The sequence below is a fragment of the Bacillus sp. AFS073361 genome, from assembly GCF_002567005.1.
In the GTDB taxonomy this organism is placed as follows: domain Bacteria; phylum Bacillota; class Bacilli; order Bacillales; family Cytobacillaceae; genus Neobacillus.
In genome coordinates this window covers 492,341-510,848 of record NZ_NUZU01000039.1, presented here as the reverse complement: position 1 = coordinate 510,848, position 18,508 = coordinate 492,341, and the positions used below count along the sequence as shown (strand labels likewise).

The 18,508-nt window shown below is 38.7% G+C and carries 12 protein-coding genes; 8 read left to right on the top strand and 4 right to left on the bottom strand.

Annotated elements, in window-relative coordinates; all coding sequences use genetic code 11:
- Positions 1 to 683: 683 nt before the first annotated feature.
- Positions 684 to 2,039, top strand: coding sequence for an MFS transporter (locus COJ96_RS22745; protein ID WP_098576060.1), 1,356 nt, complete (start codon positions 684 to 686; stop codon positions 2,037 to 2,039).
- A gap of 543 nt (positions 2,040 to 2,582) precedes the next feature.
- Entirely contained in the window at positions 2,583 to 3,515 is a 933-nt protein-coding gene (locus COJ96_RS22740) for a fumarylacetoacetate hydrolase family protein (RefSeq protein WP_098576059.1), read from the top strand.
- Positions 3,516 to 3,596: 81 nt separating this feature from the next.
- Here the strand turns inward: COJ96_RS22740 and nspC are convergent, their stop codons facing one another.
- From nspC to COJ96_RS22720, 4 genes are all read right to left on the bottom strand, one after another.
- Complete coding sequence (gene nspC, locus COJ96_RS22735; RefSeq protein ID WP_098576164.1) at positions 3,597 to 4,724, bottom strand: carboxynorspermidine decarboxylase; 1,128 nt, start codon at positions 4,722 to 4,724, stop codon at positions 3,597 to 3,599.
- A 1-nt stretch (position 4,725) separates the two neighbouring features.
- Positions 4,726 to 5,964 (bottom strand): saccharopine dehydrogenase family protein, encoded by a 1,239-nt coding sequence (locus COJ96_RS22730; protein WP_098576058.1) that lies wholly within the window; start codon positions 5,962 to 5,964, stop codon positions 4,726 to 4,728.
- A gap of 677 nt (positions 5,965 to 6,641) precedes the next feature.
- Positions 6,642 to 7,628, bottom strand: coding sequence for a glycoside hydrolase family 43 protein (locus COJ96_RS22725; RefSeq protein WP_098576057.1), 987 nt, complete (start codon positions 7,626 to 7,628; stop codon positions 6,642 to 6,644).
- Positions 7,629 to 7,760: 132 nt separating this feature from the next.
- Positions 7,761 to 8,522 carry an IclR family transcriptional regulator gene (locus COJ96_RS22720; RefSeq protein ID WP_098576056.1) on the bottom strand — a complete coding sequence of 254 codons (762 nt, stop codon included), beginning with the start codon at positions 8,520 to 8,522 and terminating at the stop codon, positions 7,761 to 7,763.
- 242 nt (positions 8,523 to 8,764) lie between these two features.
- Between COJ96_RS22720 and COJ96_RS22715 the strand changes: the two genes are divergently transcribed.
- From COJ96_RS22715 to xylA, 6 genes are all read left to right on the top strand, one after another.
- Positions 8,765 to 10,759, top strand: a complete 1,995-nt coding sequence (locus tag COJ96_RS22715; RefSeq protein WP_098576055.1) for a YjhG/YagF family D-xylonate dehydratase — start codon at positions 8,765 to 8,767, stop codon at positions 10,757 to 10,759.
- Between the two features lie 115 nt (positions 10,760 to 10,874).
- On the top strand, positions 10,875 to 11,810 hold the full coding sequence (locus tag COJ96_RS22710; RefSeq protein ID WP_098576054.1) for a dihydrodipicolinate synthase family protein: 936 nt from the start codon (positions 10,875 to 10,877) through the stop codon (positions 11,808 to 11,810).
- Positions 11,811 to 12,193: 383 nt separating this feature from the next.
- Positions 12,194 to 13,576, top strand: coding sequence for a glycoside-pentoside-hexuronide (GPH):cation symporter (locus COJ96_RS22705; protein ID WP_098576053.1), 1,383 nt, complete (start codon positions 12,194 to 12,196; stop codon positions 13,574 to 13,576).
- 5 nt (positions 13,577 to 13,581) lie between these two features.
- Positions 13,582 to 15,183 (top strand): glycoside hydrolase family 43 protein, encoded by a 1,602-nt coding sequence (locus COJ96_RS22700; protein WP_098576052.1) that lies wholly within the window; start codon positions 13,582 to 13,584, stop codon positions 15,181 to 15,183.
- A gap of 29 nt (positions 15,184 to 15,212) precedes the next feature.
- Positions 15,213 to 16,694, top strand: a complete 1,482-nt coding sequence (locus tag COJ96_RS22695; protein WP_098576051.1) for a glycoside hydrolase family 5 protein — start codon at positions 15,213 to 15,215, stop codon at positions 16,692 to 16,694.
- 357 nt (positions 16,695 to 17,051) lie between these two features.
- Positions 17,052 to 18,383, top strand: a complete 1,332-nt coding sequence (gene xylA, locus COJ96_RS22690) for a xylose isomerase (protein ID WP_098576050.1) — start codon at positions 17,052 to 17,054, stop codon at positions 18,381 to 18,383.
- The last annotated feature ends 125 nt before the right edge of the window (positions 18,384 to 18,508 follow it).

The window sequence follows — 18,508 nt, the reverse complement described above, 5'->3', positions numbered from 1 at the left end:
CGCAACGTGCAAATGAGGCAAATCCATATTTATTGCAAAGGCTTTACCTTTATTAAAATCATATATCCAATCTGCGGAAATTCAGCAGCAATGGGTACTTGTAGTGAAAATTAAAGGTAGTAAGGTCTTTTATTTGGGTTAGGTCTTAAATCACATTGACGTCGAACCTAATAATCCAATACATTAATTAGATTGAGCAAAAACCGGAAATCAACGAAATTAATCTATAGATTGTAAACAAACGATGAGGAAAAACATTTTTAATCAATTTATGGATCAGATTATTGGATGCTGATTATTTTTCTTCCCGATTTGGAAGATAAGTTCTTGAATTTAAAGTTTTACTAATTAAGTATATTTTTCCTGATTAGCCTTTGTCATTTGGTAATCTGATAAAATAACTAATGATATCATGGTTCCTAAATTTGAAAGCGATTACCTAAAGAAAAAATCATTATTTATTGGATTTTTAATCGGAATGATAAAATGGAGGGATAAGGTATTTACCTTGAAGGATCAAACAAATGGAAAAATATATTTTAAGATTATTCAACTCTACAAAATTATAATGAAACCGTCTATGTTTCTTGAATTTGAAAAAGGGGATGAAAATATGAACATTTCTAAATCATTATTTGAGAATTCCATCTTAAATACAAAAATCAGAGGAGAGGGGCAATAATATGGCAAAACAAATAGTAAAGCTTGATGATGCTCCACTAAATAAATTTCACTTTAAAATGACAGCCCTAACATTTGGCGGACACTTTACCGATGGATACGTATTAGGATTGATTGGTATCGCTCTCACTTTACTTACACCTCAATTTGACCTTAGTCCGCTTTGGGTCGGTCTTATTGGAAGTTCGGCCTTAATTGGGCTCTTTTTAGGAAGTTTAATTCTTGGAAGGATAGCGGATTTAATTGGCAGACAAAAAGTATTTTCCTTAAACTTTATAATTATTATCCTTGCATCCTTTTTACAATTTTTTGCTGACAATGCAGGTGAATTGTTTATTTTGAGGCTACTACTTGGTTTTGGCCTTGGAGGAGATTATAGCGTAGGACATACAATGCTAGCGGAAATTTTGCCAAGAAAACATCGTGGAGCCATACTCGGGTCATTTAGCGTTATATGGACATTGGGCTTCGTTCTTGCAACTGTCGTGGGATTTTCTTTAACTCATATTGGTCCTGAGTCATGGCGTTGGATGCTTTCTTCTGCTACATTGCCAGCAGTGATAATTTTTATCATGCGAATGGGAACTCCCGAATCTCCAAGATGGTTAGTTAATCAAGGCCGTATTGAAGAAGCTAGACAAATTGTAAAGAAATATATTGGACAAAACGTCGAACTTGATGATGAAACACCTGTTAAAACAAAAGCAAGTTATGCTGATTTGTTTAGCAAAAATATGAGAAAACGTACAGCATTTAACTGTATTTTTTACCTTTGTATTATTGTTCCTTATTGGGCAATCTATACCTTTCTTCCATCTATATTAAAAGCCTTGGGGCTACATGGAAACTTTGGTACAGACCTATTATTAAACGGAGTGCTTTTTATAGGTTCAATTCTTGGCATCTTTTTAACAATTAAATTATCTACTAGGGCATTCTTAAACGGATCCTTTATCTTTCTAAGCGTTTCTTTACTCTTACTAAGCCTTTTGCCAACAGGATCTGCCCTTATGATTATTACATTTATCGGTTTCACCTTAATAATGTCAGCAGTCTGTAATCTTACTGCTTCAATTCCTCCGGAGAGTTTTCCAACATCACTTCGTTCTTCAGGAGTGGGGTTTGCTACATCAGTTAGCAAGATAGGGTCAGCAATAGGAACCTTTCTTCTTCCTATTAGTATTTCTAAATTCGGGATTCAACCTTCAATGCTTGCTCTTACAGCGGTTCTCATCATCGGGACAATTGTATCGTTAGCTTGGGCTCCTGAAACTAAATCACGTTCACTTAGTGATGCAAGTAATACCGATAGTGATGAGGAAAATTCAACCATAATAAAGGCTACTAGAGAGGCATAAGTTTAAAGTAGCAAGGGATAAAAGCCAATAATGTTTTAAAATTTACGACCTAAAATTTCTGCTGGTTCTATCTTGTGTTGGCATTCGCATTCTTATCCACTACATACCTATCGCTCTAACGCAAATCGATACCCCAGAAATGAAAAAAACGCTATTCTTTCTGTAATACGATGGAAAGGATAGTGTTTTTTTATGTGTCATGAGGTTTCAAACGAACCTACTCATTTTAAAGGAATTACAACGAACTTTCTCTCACAAGTCAGAAATGATACTAGTATGGCAATTATGTTATTGATTGAATCCCTTACCCATACAAGTAATTTTACACAGAAGGAGTTCGTTTTATAGTTATTTACTATGCACAGCGAAATTTTATCTTTTGATTAAATCATTGGAACCAGGGATGATAGAAAATATAATTATTCGGAAAATTCAAAACACTAATCTTGCTCGCTAAAAATCTCCATGCTATAGTAAATATGTGGAACAACAAAACTAGATAAATTAAAAAAACTAATCAAGTGGAAAGGTAATCTAAACAATATGAAACTAGTAAACTATAAATTGAATTCAAATGATCCATCTAAATTTGGTGTGAAAACAGATACCGGTATTCTAGACATTGTGAAGGCTTGGGAGGCGGCGAATGAGCCTCAGAGTATTCCTCTATCATTAGAACAATGGTTGCAAGCGGATGAGAACTCTAAAAAACTTTTTCAAGATTTCGTTCACTCAAACAAGGATTTCAGCGCTTTCACCCTGGCAGAGAATCAGGTTCAATATGGTCCATGTGTACCGAAAAGTGCAAAAATTATTTGTGTGGGCCTAAATTATCGGAAGCATGCAGAAGAATCAAATATGGAACCGCCTAAAACGCCTGTACTTTTTAACAAGTATGGCAATTCCCTAGCTGGTCATGGAGACAAAGTTGAGATTCCCGCAGATGCGAAGCAAGTTGATTTTGAAGCAGAACTTGGCATCGTAATTGGAAAAATTGCCAAAAGTGTATCAAAGGAACGTGCATTGGATTATGTGGCAGGGTATTGCAATGCCAATGATTTATCCGCAAGAGACCTCCAATTCCGCACAAATCAATGGCTCTTAGGAAAAGCAATTGATGGGTTTTGTCCGGTTGGGCCGTATCTTGTGACTGCTGAGGAAGTCGGCAATCCAAATCAGTTGAAAATTGAAACGATTGTTAATGGTAAGGTTAGACAATCTTCCAATACAGCGGACATGATTTTTTATTGCGATGAGATTATTAGTTATATTTCCAACTATATAACCCTAGAGCCAGGTGATTTGATTATCACTGGAACACCTGAAGGAGTCATCCTTGGTCTACCGGAGTATGAACAGGATTGGCTGACAGCAGGAGATGAAATAACCATTAGGATAGAAAAACTTGGTGAGCTGACAAACCAGATGACATTACCATTGGTAAAAAATGCAGTAAAAAAGCATTCAACAATGTAATAGGGGACTTTTAAGAGAATGCTGGGCAAAATAAAAGGGAGAAGTGCATTACTCGCACTTCTCCCTTTTTCTACTATTCTATTAAGCTAGTCTCATTTTAAAATCTTGATAGCCAAATTGCTGCACAACCTGACAATCCCCATCTTTATCTTGAACAGCGATGGCAGGTAATGGCATTCCGTTAAACGTGGTGTTTTTGACCATCGTATAGATCGCCATATCACCGAAAACTAAGCGATCACCGCTCTTTAATGGCTGATCAAAAGAATAATCGCCGATCACATCTCCTGTAAGACAGGTTTGCCCGCCAAGACGATATGTATATGGCTTTTCTCCAGCTTCTCCTGATCCAAAAAGAGGAGGACGGTAAGGCATTTCCAAGACATCAGGCATATGGCAGGTAGCAGAAGTGTCAAGAATCGCAATCTCTAATCCGTTTTGATGTAAATCAAGTACGGAGGTAATTAAGTACCCAGCATTAAGAGCAATTGCTTCTCCTGGCTCAAGGTAAACCTCTAAACCGTATTTATCCTGCATTCTTTTAATGCACGCTTCCAGCCGCGGAATGTCATAATCTTCTCTTGTGATATGATGACCACCGCCAAAGTTGATCCATTCCATTTGCGGAAGAAACTCACCAAACTTTTCTTCGACCGCATTAAGTGTCGTTTCTAAGTCATCAGAGTTTTGCTGACAAAGGGTATGAAAATGCAGCCCTGAAACACCATCCAGCAAATCGGGACGAAAGTGTTCTATCGTGACACCGAACCTTGAACCTGGTGAACAAGGGTCATAGATTTCATGTCCTACTTGAGTAGAACATTGCGGATTGATGCGCAAGCCAACTTTTCTGCCAGCTTGAAGTGCTTTATCTTTAAATTTCTCCAATTGTGAGAAAGAATTGAAAATAATATGATCGCAAATTGAGATAATCTCATCGATTTCATCTGCACGGTAGGCAGGGGCAAAGACATGATTCTCTTTGCCCATTTCCTCGTAACCTAGTCGTGCTTCGTACAAACCGCTTGCGGTTGTTCCACTTAGATACTCCCCAATAAGAGGGTAGAATTTTGTCATCGAAAATGCCTTTTGCGCTAAAACAATCTTAGCACCTGTGCGTTTCATGACACCGTTTAGGATTTTGAGATTTTTTTCCACAAGGCCTTCATCAACGACATAACACGGTGTTGGTAATTCTTCAAACCGCATCTTAACGAACAAGCTCCAACTCTTTTGCTTCTTCAGGCAATGCATCAACAAGCACAGGATTAAAATCTTCTACCCATGGAAGGCCCCATTTGTTTAACTCTTCCATGAATGGATCTGGATCAAATTCTTCAATATTGAATACGCCTGGTTTATTCCATTTGCCAGTCATAATCATTGCAGCACCAATCATTGCAGGAACACCTGTTGTATAAGAGATGGCTTGAGAGCCGACTTCTCTATAGCACTCTTGGTGGTCACAAACATTGTATACATAATAGGTTTTATCTTTTCCGTCTTTTTTCCCTTTGAAGATACAGCCGATGTTGGTTTTACCAACTGTACGTGGACCAAGGGAAGCTGGGTCTGGTAATACAGCCTTCAAGAATTGAAGTGGAATGATTTGTTGTCCTTCGAATTCAATTGGCTCGATAGAAGTCATTCCCACGTTTTCAAGCGCTTTTAAGTGTGTAATATAACTTTGGCCAAACGTCATGAAGAAACGGATACGCTTAATCCCTGGGATATTTTGCGCAAGAGATTCAAGCTCTTCATGATATAGCAAATACATATCCTTTTGACCAACTTCAGCGAAGTTATATTCGCGTTTGATTTCCATTGGCTCGGTTTCAACCCATTCACCGTTTTCCCAGTATCTTCCGTTAGCAGAAACCTCACGGATATTGATTTCAGGATTAAAGTTTGTTGCAAATGGATAGCCATGGTCGCCGCCATTGCAGTCAAGAATGTCGATATATTCGATTTCATCAAAATAATGCTTTAGAGCATAAGCGGAGAATACACCTGTTACACCAGGGTCAAAGCCGCTGCCTAAAAGAGCTGTGATTCCAGCTTTTTCAAAACGCTCGCGGTATTCCCACTGCCATTTATATTCAAATTTAGCGGTATCTTCTGGCTCATAGTTTGCTGTGTCCATATAGTGTGTCTTTGTTGCAAGACAAGCATCCATAATTGTTAAGTCCTGGTATGGTAAAGCTAGGTTCATTACGATATCTGGTTTTACTTCATTGATTAAGGCAATTAATTCATCTACATTGTCAGCATCTACTTGTGCAGTCGTGATTTTTGTTTTACCGCCATCTAATTTCGCTTTTAATTCATCACATTTCGATTTTGTACGACTCGCGATGCAAATCTCTTCAAATACTTCACTGTTTTGTACACATTTATGAATTGCTACTGATGCCACGCCGCCGGCGCCAATAATAAGTGCTTTTCCCATTCTCTTAATCTCCTAACTGGTTAATTTTTTTTAATGCAGAGAGAAATTGAATTCCTCTTAAAATTTCACAACAAAAAAAGCAAGTGAATCATAACGCATAACCGCGCACAACACTTGCTTTAGATATAATCATCAATATTAAAAAAGCATACGTATACCGTAATAGAAATCATACCACTACGATAAAGGTCCTTATAAAATCAGTAAGGAAGCTCTATAATATTCAAAATATATCTTATTAGGATCAGAGTCTATATAGCAAATAATTACTTTTACTACTCTTATTGACCGTTTCACAAGTTGTGTGCATATGCACTGGTTGTAAAGTAACCAACTTATAAAATTTGAGCTTTTAACTCAATCAATAAGGCAACTAAAGTTGCCATTCGGCATTTGACCCGGCTGTCCGTATGGCCTTAACTTCTTGAAGGAAGTGGTCAAAAATTATCTGCTTGGAAAGATCCAGACATATTGAATAACAGCTTTCCAATTTACGCACCTTCAATAATATCAGCAACTATTATAAATGGCAATAAAAAATTCAAAAAAAATGTCGGAAAATATTAGTAGGGAAACCAGTGCATGGTTATTGGGCCATTAAATAGTGGCAGGTGATATAAAAAACTCCCAAAGATCAAAAAAACTGACCCCTTTATGAGGGTCAGTGGTCAATCTAATTATTTATTTCCATAAGGGTCAATCGTTTGAATCGTTCCATCCTCGTTATATTTTAGTTCCGTGTATTTCACAGAACGCTTATGATTCACGCCATCTGATAACGAGCAATCATGATAGAACAGATACCATTTATCATTAAACTGGACAATCGAATGATGTGTGGTCCAGCCAATTACAGGTGTAAGAATTGTCCCTTTGAACACAAATGGACCCTGTGGATTATCACTTACAGCATAAACAATTTTATGCGTGGTACCAGTAGAATAGGATAGATAGTAAAGACCATTGTATTTATGAACCCATGGTCCTTCAAAATATCTTCGGTCCTCATCACTTGCAAGAATTGGATTACCGTTTTCATCGACAATGGAAATTTCTTTTGGTTCGCTTTTAAAAGTAAGCATATCGTCGCTTAGTTCAGCTACTCTTGGTCCTAAAGCAGGTTCTGCAGCGGCTGGACCTTCAGCATCTGGGATAAAAGTTCCTGTCTGCCATTTTTCTAATTGTCCTCCCCAAAGCCCGCCGAAATAAACATATGCTTTGTCATCTTCATCCACCAAGACAGCGGGATCAATGCTGAAGCTGCCAGGTATATAATTTTCTTCTGGTGTAAAAGGTCCAGCCGGATTAGGGCTAGTTGCAACGCCAATTCTGAAAATACCCTCTTTATCTCTTGCAGGGAAAAATAAATAATAGGTGTTATTTTTGTAAGCAGCGTCTGGTGCCCAAAGCTGTTTACTTGCCCAAGGGATATCTCTTAAATGAAGAGCTTCTCCGTGGTCTACACATGGTGCACCTGCGTCATCCATGGATAAAATATGGTAATCTTCCATCTTATATTGGTCACCATTATCATTAGATGGCTCATCGTGATCAAGGTCATGAGAAGGATAAATATAAAGCTTACCTTCAAAGACATGTGCGGAAGGATCTGCTGTAAAAATATGCGTAACTAATGGTTCATTGGGCTTTGAGTTTTTCATCATCATATCTCCCCATCAAATAATTTAGAAACATACCATGTTATTATATCCGAAGTTAGATGACTTTGTATATCCAAACAACTAACTTTTTTAATAGCCTATGTTTTTTATTAGTTGTTAACTATTAAGGAAAAATCATTCATATCCATATTTCATTTGTTCCGAGAGTTCATTACAGGATGTTTTGAGAAGATCAATAAATATCTGCAGCTCCGGATCGTTCACACGAGAAATTAAAGTGGAGATACTAATTGCAGCCAGGACCCGGCCCTTCCCGTTGAATATGGGTACAGCAGCACAACGAACACCTTGCTCGTTTTCTTGTTCATCTACTGCATAGCCCTGCTCCTTGACTTTTTCAATTTCTTTTCGAAAAATCGCTTCATTGATGATCGTATTTGCAGTTTGATACTGGTAGTTATAATTTTTTAATAAGTGCTCCAATTCATTAGGGGGTTGATAGGCTAAAAGGACTTTTCCAATCGCAGTAGAGTGGAGGGGGAGTCTTCGGCCAATACGTGAATAACGAATAATTGATTGTTCCCCTTCTACTTTATCTATATACACGCCTTCCCGACCGTCCAATATCCCCAGGTGCACTGTTTGCCCCGTTTTGGCAGAAAGATCGAGAAGGTATTTTTTTGCCGTTTTTCTTATATCCATATTGCTGATGACTAAATTCCCTCGTTCAGCTAGTTTCAATCCTAATCTATATTTACCATTATCCGGATTTTGATCGATATAGGAATACTCATGAAGTGTTTTTAATAGGGAGTGTACAGTACTTTTATGCAACCCCATCTTTTCACTAATTTCGGTAATTTTTAGCTCCGACTTATGCTCATCAAATAAATCTAGAATCTTCAGAGCCCGTTCAACAGATTGAATAATAGGCATAAATAACTCCTTTGGTTTTATATTGTAAAATTATATCTTATTATAACAAACATTATGGATTAATAAATGTGGATAAAAAATTTTGAAAAAACAATTTTTAGGTTGTAATGGAATAGGCACAATAAATAAAGATATGCTATAATCAAATCACAACCAAATAATAAAACTTAGTTTTATATTATAAAACTATAAATATACATAAAATCATTACTTGGTAGTAAATAAATTCATCGGAGGTTACTATGTCATTAAATTCAATATTTGACGAAGGAAATCAATCCCTTTATAGCATAAAGACTCATGGCGCAGGGCCGGAAGGTTCACTTCCACTGACGCCCGAAATGTTAAGAGAACTTCCAAGCGGTGATATTTTTGGTATGACCCAAAATGCCGGAATGGGCTGGGAACCTTCCAAGCTCCTTGGAAAACAGGTGCTGATTATCGGAACATTGGCAGGAATTCGGGATCATGATGGCACTCCCATTGCATTAGGATATCATACTGGAAACTATGAATTAGGATTGCAAATGAGGGCTGCTGCTGAAGAAATTACTAAGCAAGGAGGCGTCCCATTTGCCAGTTTTGTAAGTGATCCATGTGATGGCCGCTCTCAAGGGACAACAGGCATGTTTGACTCCCTTCCATATAGGAATGATGCAGCCCTTGTGATGAGACGCCTAATCCGGTCCATCCCGACAAGACGAGCCGTTATAGGTGTTGCCACCTGTGATAAGGGTCTCCCGGCCGTGATGATTGCCCTGGCATCCATGCATAATCTTCCAACCGTCCTCGTTCCGGGAGGAGCAACACTTCCGCCTACAGATGGGGAAGATGCGGGCAAGGTTCAAACGATTGGTGCAAGGTTTTCAAATGGTGAGCTTTCATTGGAGGATGCCGCAAGACTTGGTTGTGTGGCATGTGGCTCATCCGGTGGTGGTTGTCAGTTCTTAGGAACTGCTGGAACCTCACAAGTGGTTGTCGAAGCACTGGGATTGGCACTGCCGCATTCTGCTTTATCACCGTCTGGCCAGCCTGTTTGGGAAGAAGTCGCGAAACAGTCAGCACGCGCAGCGTTGGAATTGGAAAAGAGAAACATTACTACTAAGGATATTATTACAGATAAAGCAATTGAAAATGCAATGGTCCTTCATGCAGCATTTGGTGGTTCAACCAACTTGCTTTTACATCTTCCTGCTGTTGCACATGCTGCCTGCTGCAAAATTCCTACTGTAGATGATTGGGAAAGAATCAATAAATTGGTGCCTCGCTTAGTAAATGTATTGCCAAACGGTCCAGATAACCATCCAACCGTTCGAGCTTTCTTAGCTGGAGGCGTACCTGAAGTTATGCTTCATCTAAGGAAATTAGGCCTGTTACATGAAGATGTTCTTACAGTGACAGGGGAAACTCTTGGAGCAAACCTTGATTGGTGGGAAACCTCAGAAAGACGTACGAAATTTAGACAACTATTGGTGGAACATGATGGAATTCAACCAGATGAGGTCATCATGAGTCCAATTCAATCAAAACAACGAGGATTAACCTCAACAGTTACGTTTCCGAAAGGTAACATTGCACCTGAAGGTTCTGTCATAAAATCAACTAGCATTGATCCTTCCGTGGTCGGAGAAGATGGTGTTTATCGTCATACTGGTGAAGCAAAGATTTTTACTTCTGAAAAAGCAGCGATCAGGGCGATTAAAACAGGCGGAATCGAAGCAGGTGACATCATGGTTGTTATGGGTGGAGGACCATTGGGGACAGGAATGGAAGAAACTTATCAATTAACTTCTGCATTAAAACACTTATCTTATGGGAAACATGTTTCCTTACTAACAGATGCACGTTTTTCAGGCGTTTCAACTGGGGCATGTATCGGACATATTGGGCCAGAAGCGTTGGCAGGGGGACCAATTGGTAAATTACGTGATGGAGATGTAATTGAAATTATTATTGACAGAGAACAATTGGTCGGTACTGTTAACTTTATCGGGACAAAGGACAATAGATTGTCGATTGAAGAGGCAACTAGAGTATTAGATGAACGTGGGACACATCAAGGCGTTAAGCCAGATCCTGGCTTACCGGATGATACTCGATTATGGGCTGCACTTCAATCCGCGAGTGGAGGAACTTGGCGAGGTAGTGTTTATGATACTGATCGAATCATTGAAGTATTGAATGCAGGCATGAAAGCATTAGCGGACCAAAAAAAAGAAAAAAGTGTGATTAAGTAATTTTTAAGAGAGTAAAAATTTCATTGGATGTATTATAGCTCATTAAACAAATATTATTATCCCGGCGGGCTCAGGTAAAATTAGAGCCTGCTGGGTATCCAAGGAGAGAGATTCATTGAAAAAAGCACAATTTCTAACGCCGGTTGTTACTGCTTTTACTGCTGAGGGCAAATTGGACCATCAGGCTAACAAAAATATCTATGACTTTTTAATTAATGGGGGAGTAGACGGTTTAGTCATTATGGGCAGTACTGGAGAGTTTTTCGCCATGAATGATGCCGAGAAGAAAGAATTGATCGACCTTGTGGTTAACCATGTGAATCATCGGACCAAAGTGTATATTGGGACTTCGTGCATGACGGTGGAAGATACGATCCAGCTTTCCAATTATGCAATTGATGCCGGTGCGGATGGTGTTATGATTATCAGTCCATATTATTTTTCACTTTCGGATGAAAGTGTTGAGGACTATTACGATCAGGTTGCCGATTGGGTAAATGGTGATATTTATTTGTATAATTTCCCTGCAAGGACAGGCCATGACTTGTCTCCGCAAGTGACTCTCAATCTCTTGAGGAAACATAAGAATATTAAAGGATATAAAGATACTGTCACGGAAATGACGCATACAAGAGAATTGATTCAAACGGTGCGGAACGAATTCCCTGAATTTATTGTCTACTCCGGATTTGATGAAAACTTTGCCCATAATATACTTTGTGGTGGTAATGGCTGTATTGGGGGGCTCTCCAACTTATATCCAGCAGTATTTTCTGAGTGGGTAAAGGCCATCAACTTGCGTGACCTGGAAAAAGTGGCTGAAATCCAAAAGATTGTCGATAAAATGATGGGGCTATACGATATTGGGACTCCGTTTATCCCGATTATGAAGCAAGCGATGGTTCTTCAAGGGATTGAATTAGAGGGATATAGTCAAAAACCGCTTATCCAGCCAAATGACAAACAAATAGAGTCCATCAAACTACTTTTGCAAGAATTAGATGCATTGATTGTTCAAGTTATTCCTAATTATAACGGGGTTTTAGTGTAAATTCGTAAATAATAGGTTAGAAAATATGTCCTAAGTAGGAATAGATTTCCTTGTTGTAAGGTGATATAATTTAGCTAAATAAGGTTATATTATAAAATTGTGTTTTATAATATAAAACCACCTTGAAGTCTGTTCAGAGTGCACTGGCAGGAATCCCTTTCTCAGCCAGTGCAGGCACACATAAATAGAGTAAAAGGAGTGAAGTGGAAGGTACAAGGGATACAAAGCACAACGGTCCTGCATTGTGGCGTGAAAATGCCATGGAAGGAAATCCATAAAGGTTTTTATCCAGTTTGGTAGATTGGATAATAATATTATCATAACTTTGTTTATAGGACCAACAAACTAAGCGTTTGTAAATAATAATTAAAAGGGGAATCAGAATGAATACAAGTGTTGCTCAGCAATTGACAGTAGTTCAACCCGAAAAGATCAAGATGAAGGAAAAGTTTGGCTATGGTACGGGTGATTTGGCCTGTAACTTCATTTATCAAACGGTAAGTAGCTATCTATTATTTTTCTATACTGACGTTTTTGGAATCACGGCAGCAGCTGCTGGATTAATGTTCTTAGTTGTTCGGTTGATTGATGCGGTTCTCGATCCATTTATTGGAGCAGTTATAGATAAGACCAAAACAAAATACGGAAGATTTCGTCCCTATCTTTTATACGGTGCCTTTCCATTTGCGGGTGTAGCGATTCTCTGTTTTACAACTCCAGGATTTTCTGATCCTATGAAACTTGTGTATGCATATGTAACTTATATTTTATTATCGATTACGTATTCAGTGATTAACATTCCATATGCAGCGCTTACTTCAGCCATAACTCAAGATAACAAAGAAGTCGTTAGCTTGACTTCAGTACGGATGCTGTTCGGAAACACTGGTGGATTGATCGTCTCCTTCGGTGTGCCCCTTTTAGCTGGAATCTTCACAAATATGACTGGAGAAACAGGCTCCGGATGGCAAATCACCATGACTATCATGGGGATTTTAGGAGCATTTTTGTTGATATACAGCTTTTATAACACAAAGGAACGTGTTCCGCTTAATCATTCAAAAGAAGCAGAGATTAACTTTAAAGATATCTGGATTCAATTAAAAACAAATCGTCCACTATTAATCGTTTGCTTTTTCTTTATACTTAATTTTGGTGTAAACTCCATTGTTAACTCTGTTGGAATTTATTATGTAACGTATAACGTTGCCAGACCGGAATTAGTAAAATGGTATGGTTTAATGGGAACGCTTCCTGCACTTATCCTTATGCCATTAATGCCATTAATGTACAAATGGATGGGTAAGAAAAAGCTATTATTTACAGCTTTATCATTAAAGGCAATCGGCTTAATAGCTCTTTTCCTTATTCCGCCGACCATGGTTCCATTTGTATTTGCAGGACGCTTAATTGCAGCACTCGGTACAATAACAGCAGGTGCTTTTACATGGGCGTTAATTCCTGAAACCATCGATTTTGGCGAATATAAGACTGGTAAACGTGCAAGCGGTGTCATTTATGCGTTGGTTGGATTCTTCTTCAAGTTTGGTATGGCAATCGGAGGAATTGTTCCAGGATTAATTTTGGCCAAATTCGGTTATGTTGCTAATCAAGCGCAAACTCCAGAAGCATTGAATGGTATTTTGATTACCATGACTGTCATTCCGGCCGTATTTGTTATCATCGAGCTAGTGGCCATCTTCTTATATAACTTGGATGAAAAGGAACATAAACGAATTCTTAATGTATTAAAAACGAGAGGATGATCACAATGAAAATCCAAAATCCTGTATTAAAAGGTTTTAATCCAGACCCTAGCATTTGCAGGGTCGGGGATGATTATTATATCGCGGTATCTACCTTTGAATGGTTCCCTGGGGTACAAATCCATCATTCTAAGGATCTAGTAAACTGGCATCTTGTATCACGTCCATTAAACCGGATTTCCCTTATTGATATGAAAGGGAACCCCAATTCCGGCGGAGTGTGGGCACCATGCTTAACCTATGCTGATGACAAATTCTGGTTGATTTATTCCGATGTGAAACAACATTCGGGTGCGTGGAAGGACACTCATAATTACTTGACTACTTGTGAAACGATCGATGGTGATTGGAGCGACCCGATCTATTTGAATAGTTCAGGTTTCGATCCTTCCTTATTCCATGATGTGGATGGGAGAAAATACATCATCAATATGCTTTGGGACCAAAGAACGTATAAACACTCTTTTGGAGGAATTGTCTTACAAGAATATTCTCATCAGGAAGGTCGTTTAATTGGAAAGCCGAAAGTGATTTTTGAAGGAACCGACATTAGACTGACTGAAGGACCACATTTATATCATATCAATGGTTATTACTATCTGCTGACAGCAGAGGGTGGAACGAGATATGCTCATGCAGCAACACTAGCAAGATCAAAAAATATTGAAGGACCTTATGAGTTGCACCCAGATCATCCATTCCTTACTTCCTGGCATGATCCTAGAAATCCTTTGCAAAGATGCGGACATGCCTCTATTGTTCAAACACATACAGATGAATGGTATTTAGCGCATCTCACTGGCAGACCGCTGCCTAAAGATGATAAACCGGTACTTGATTATCGAGGTTTTTGTCCACTGGGGAGAGAGACGGCCATTCAAAAACTTGAATGGCGAGACGGCTGGCCATACGTTGTGGGAGGAAAACAAGGCTCTGTTGAAGTAGAAGCACCAAAGATGGAAGAAGTTAAATGGGAAAGAGATTATGACGAAGTTGATCACTTTGACAGCCCAACATTGAACCATCATTATCAGTCCTTAAGGATTCCATTAACAGATGATATTATGTCCTTAACTGACAGACTGGGGAATTTACGCCTTTATGGAAAAGAGTCATTAACGTCATGCTTTACGCAAGCCCTGGTTGCCCGTCGCTGGCAGTCATTCCATTTTGAAGCTGGTACAGCGGTTTCCTTCCAGCCAAATACATTCCAACAGGCTGCAGGCTTGGTTTGCTATTATAATACAGAAAATTGGACATCTGTTCAAATTACCTGGAATGAAGAAAAGGGCCGGATCATTGATATCATGAATTGTGATAATTTTGCTTTCTCACAACCGCTTCAAGGGTCAGAAATTCAAGTTCCAGAATCGGTTGAGTATGTTCATTTAAAAGTTAAAGTCAAAAAACATACCTTTCAATTCGCTTATTCTTTTGATAACGAAACTTGGACGGATATACCTGTCACCTTTGAATCTTATAAACTATCGGACGAATATGTCCGGCTTAATGGATTTACGGGAGCATTTGTTGGTATGCATTGTCAAGATACAAGCGGAACAAGTCAACCTGCTGATTTTGACTATTTTTCATATAAAGAAATTTAGTACATTGCATTGAAGGGAAGGGAATAGTTATGGACTTGCTTCAAGTAAAAAATGAAAAAATTACTGATTCTACTGGTAACACCATTCAACTAAGAGGCACATGTATTGGCGGATGGATGAATATGGAGGACTTTATTAATGGCTATACTGGGACGGAGCACGCTCTTCGTCATACTGTTGCAGAAGTGATTGGTAAAGAAAAAGCTGAATTTTTATTTGACCGGATGCTGCATTACTTTTTCGGTGAAGATGATATTCAGTTTATTAAAAGCTGGGGAGCAACTACCATACGCATTCCTTTAAATTATCGTCATTTTGAGGATGATGAGGCACCCTTTACTTACAAGGAATCAGGATTTAAACGCTTAGACAAGATCATTGATTTATGCGAAAAGTATGGGCTTTACGTTATACTTGACCTTCATGCTGTGCAGGGCTTCCAAAATACTCACTGGCATTCCGATAATGATGTACGTCATAGTTTTTTCTGGCATGATAAAACGTATCAAGACAGATTTGTCTCTTTATGGGAAGAGTTTGCTCGACGTTACAAAGGAAGAGGAGTTATTGCTGGTTATAATGTTATGAATGAACCATGTGTGAATACACCGCATGGCGATTTCCCACATACATTCTTTGGCAATTATCAACCGGACTGGGACAGGATGAATCGTATTTATCGACGCGTCGTTGAAGCAATTCGCGCAATCGACCCCGACCACATTATTTTCCTAGAGGGGGATAACTATTCAAAGCAGTTTGCTGGTTTAGAGGCTCCCTTTGCAAAAAATCTTGTATACAGCAGCCATAACTATACGGCAGCTGGTTTCGGGCCAGGGGCTTATCCAGGAGTAGCTGACGCGAAGACAGCCCGTGTAGAAAGTGGAAAGTATTGGGATAAGGCTGTCCAAGAGGAAGTATTTTATGATCATCAAGGTACAAAGTTTGCACAAAAATATCATGTGCCTTTATGGGTTGGGGAGTTCGGTTCCGTTTATAATGGACCAGAAAATGAAATTAGGGATCGCCTGGGTGCGATGGATGATCAACTTAGTATCTTTGAAGAATTTGGAGCACATTGGACCACTTGGACGTATAAAGATGTCGGTGTAATGGGATTAGTGACCCTTGATCCAGAATCGGAATACATGCAGAAGCTTTCTTCCATTTTTAAAATGAAACATGCATTAAACACAGACGATTGGATGATTTGGCTGCCAGGCTTTAAGGCAAGACAATCTGTTGAGGAATTAGCTAACCATTTGGAAGAGGTGGTCAATCCGGAAATGTCTCACGCGTATAATCTTTCCAGCCTTTCTCAAGTCATTCTGACTGTCTATGCCGGCGCACTAATCCAGCCAGAGTACGCAAAGATTTTTAAAGAACTTTCTGAGGAAGAAATTGACCTGATCATGCAGTCGTTCTCCTTTAAAAACTGTAAAGTTAATGAAGGCTTGCTCGAGGTATTGAAAAAACACACATATGAAAAAGTTGAGGTAGAAAATAATTAGCAGTAAATGAAGAGTGTCCCCATTTCCCGAGTGAAGGGAAATGGGGATTAAGCGGTAAATGAAGAGTGTCCAGTCTAGCAAAATTAGGAGATTTCTTCTTCGCATCAACTAAAAAATAGAGCATTTGATAACCTTGAAAAAACATCTGAAAATGCGATCAGATTAATGTATATAGTGTATAAATAAATGGGGATGAAAAAAAAGGAATTATGGCAGATGAAGCCCATGTAAAAAATACTTTCTTAAACTTAGTTTATCTAATAGACAAACTAAGTTTATGGTGCTATAATCTGATTAGAAAGTGAAAGCATTTGCAAAGTTATTCTGAACCCATAAAACTCTAGGAGGAATAATCTCATGGCTTATTTCGAAACAATTAATAAAATTCAATTTGAAGGTGCAGCATCTAAAAATCCATTAGCATTTAAGTATTATAATCCAGAAGAAAAAATAAATGGCAAGACAATGGAAGAAATTCTTCGTTTCTCTGTAGCATATTGGCACACATTTACTGCAGATGGTACCGATCCATTTGGTGTAGGTACAGCAATCCGTTCGTGGGATCACCTGAAAGGATTAGATTTAGCGAAAGCACGTGTGGAAGCTGCATTTGAACTTTTTGAAAAATTAAATGTTCCTTTCTTTGCTTTCCATGACGTTGATATTGCTCCTGAAGGAAGCACGTTGCAAGAAACAAACGAGAACCAAGATGTAATCGTTGCAATGATAAAAGAATACATGAAAACCAGCAAGACAAAATTATTGTGGAACACGGCAAACATGTTTACTAACCCTAGATATGTTCATGGTGCGGCTACTGCTCCGAATGCAGATGTGTTTGCTTACTCTGCAGCGAAAGTGAAAAAAGCGTTAGAAGTAGCAAAAGAGCTTGGAGCAGAAAACTATGTATTCTGGGGCGGCCGTGAAGGGTACGAAACACTTCTCAATACAGACATGAAGCTGGAACAAGATAACTTAGCACGCTTCTTTCATATGGCAGTAGATTATTCGAAAGAAATTGGTTTAAACGTTCCATTCCTAATTGAGCCAAAACCAAAAGAGCCTACTAAACATCAATATGATTTCGATGTGGCTACTGGTCTAGCATTCTTGCAAAAATATGATTTAACAGACTACTTCAAGTTTAATATCGAAGCGAACCACGCTACTTTAGCTGGTCACACGTTCGAACATGAATTAAGAACAGCTCGTATTAACGGAATGCTTGGTTCTGTCGATGCCAACCAAGGGGATACACTGCTTGGATGGGATACAGATGAATTTCCAACTGACTTATATACAAATACATTAGCTATGTACGAAATTTTGAAGAATGGCGGCTTAGGAAAAGGCGGCTTAAACTTCGATGCAAAAGTAAGAAGAGGTTCATTCGAAGCAGAAGACCTATTCCACGCACACATTGCAGGTATGGACGCATTTGCGATTGGCCTAAAAGTTGCTAACAAGTTAATCGAAGATAAAGTTCTTGATAGCTTTATTGAAGAGCGTTACAGCAGCTATACAAATGGAATTGGCTTAGACATCGTAGAAGGAAAAACAAACTTCCGTGAACTTGAAGCATATGCTCTTCAATTAACAGAAATTAAAAACATCTCAGGCAGAACAGAGCGCCTAAAAGCTTTAATTAATCAATATCTACTAGAAACACTTTCAAGTGTAACTGTTTAATAACTACTTAATATAATCATCAAAAATGTGCTGGCAGTCTATTACTCCAGCACATTTTTATAGGATAGGCTGTGTTAAAGGTTCGCGTTGATTTTAACACTCTGTTGATTGGAGAGGAAGGCGCG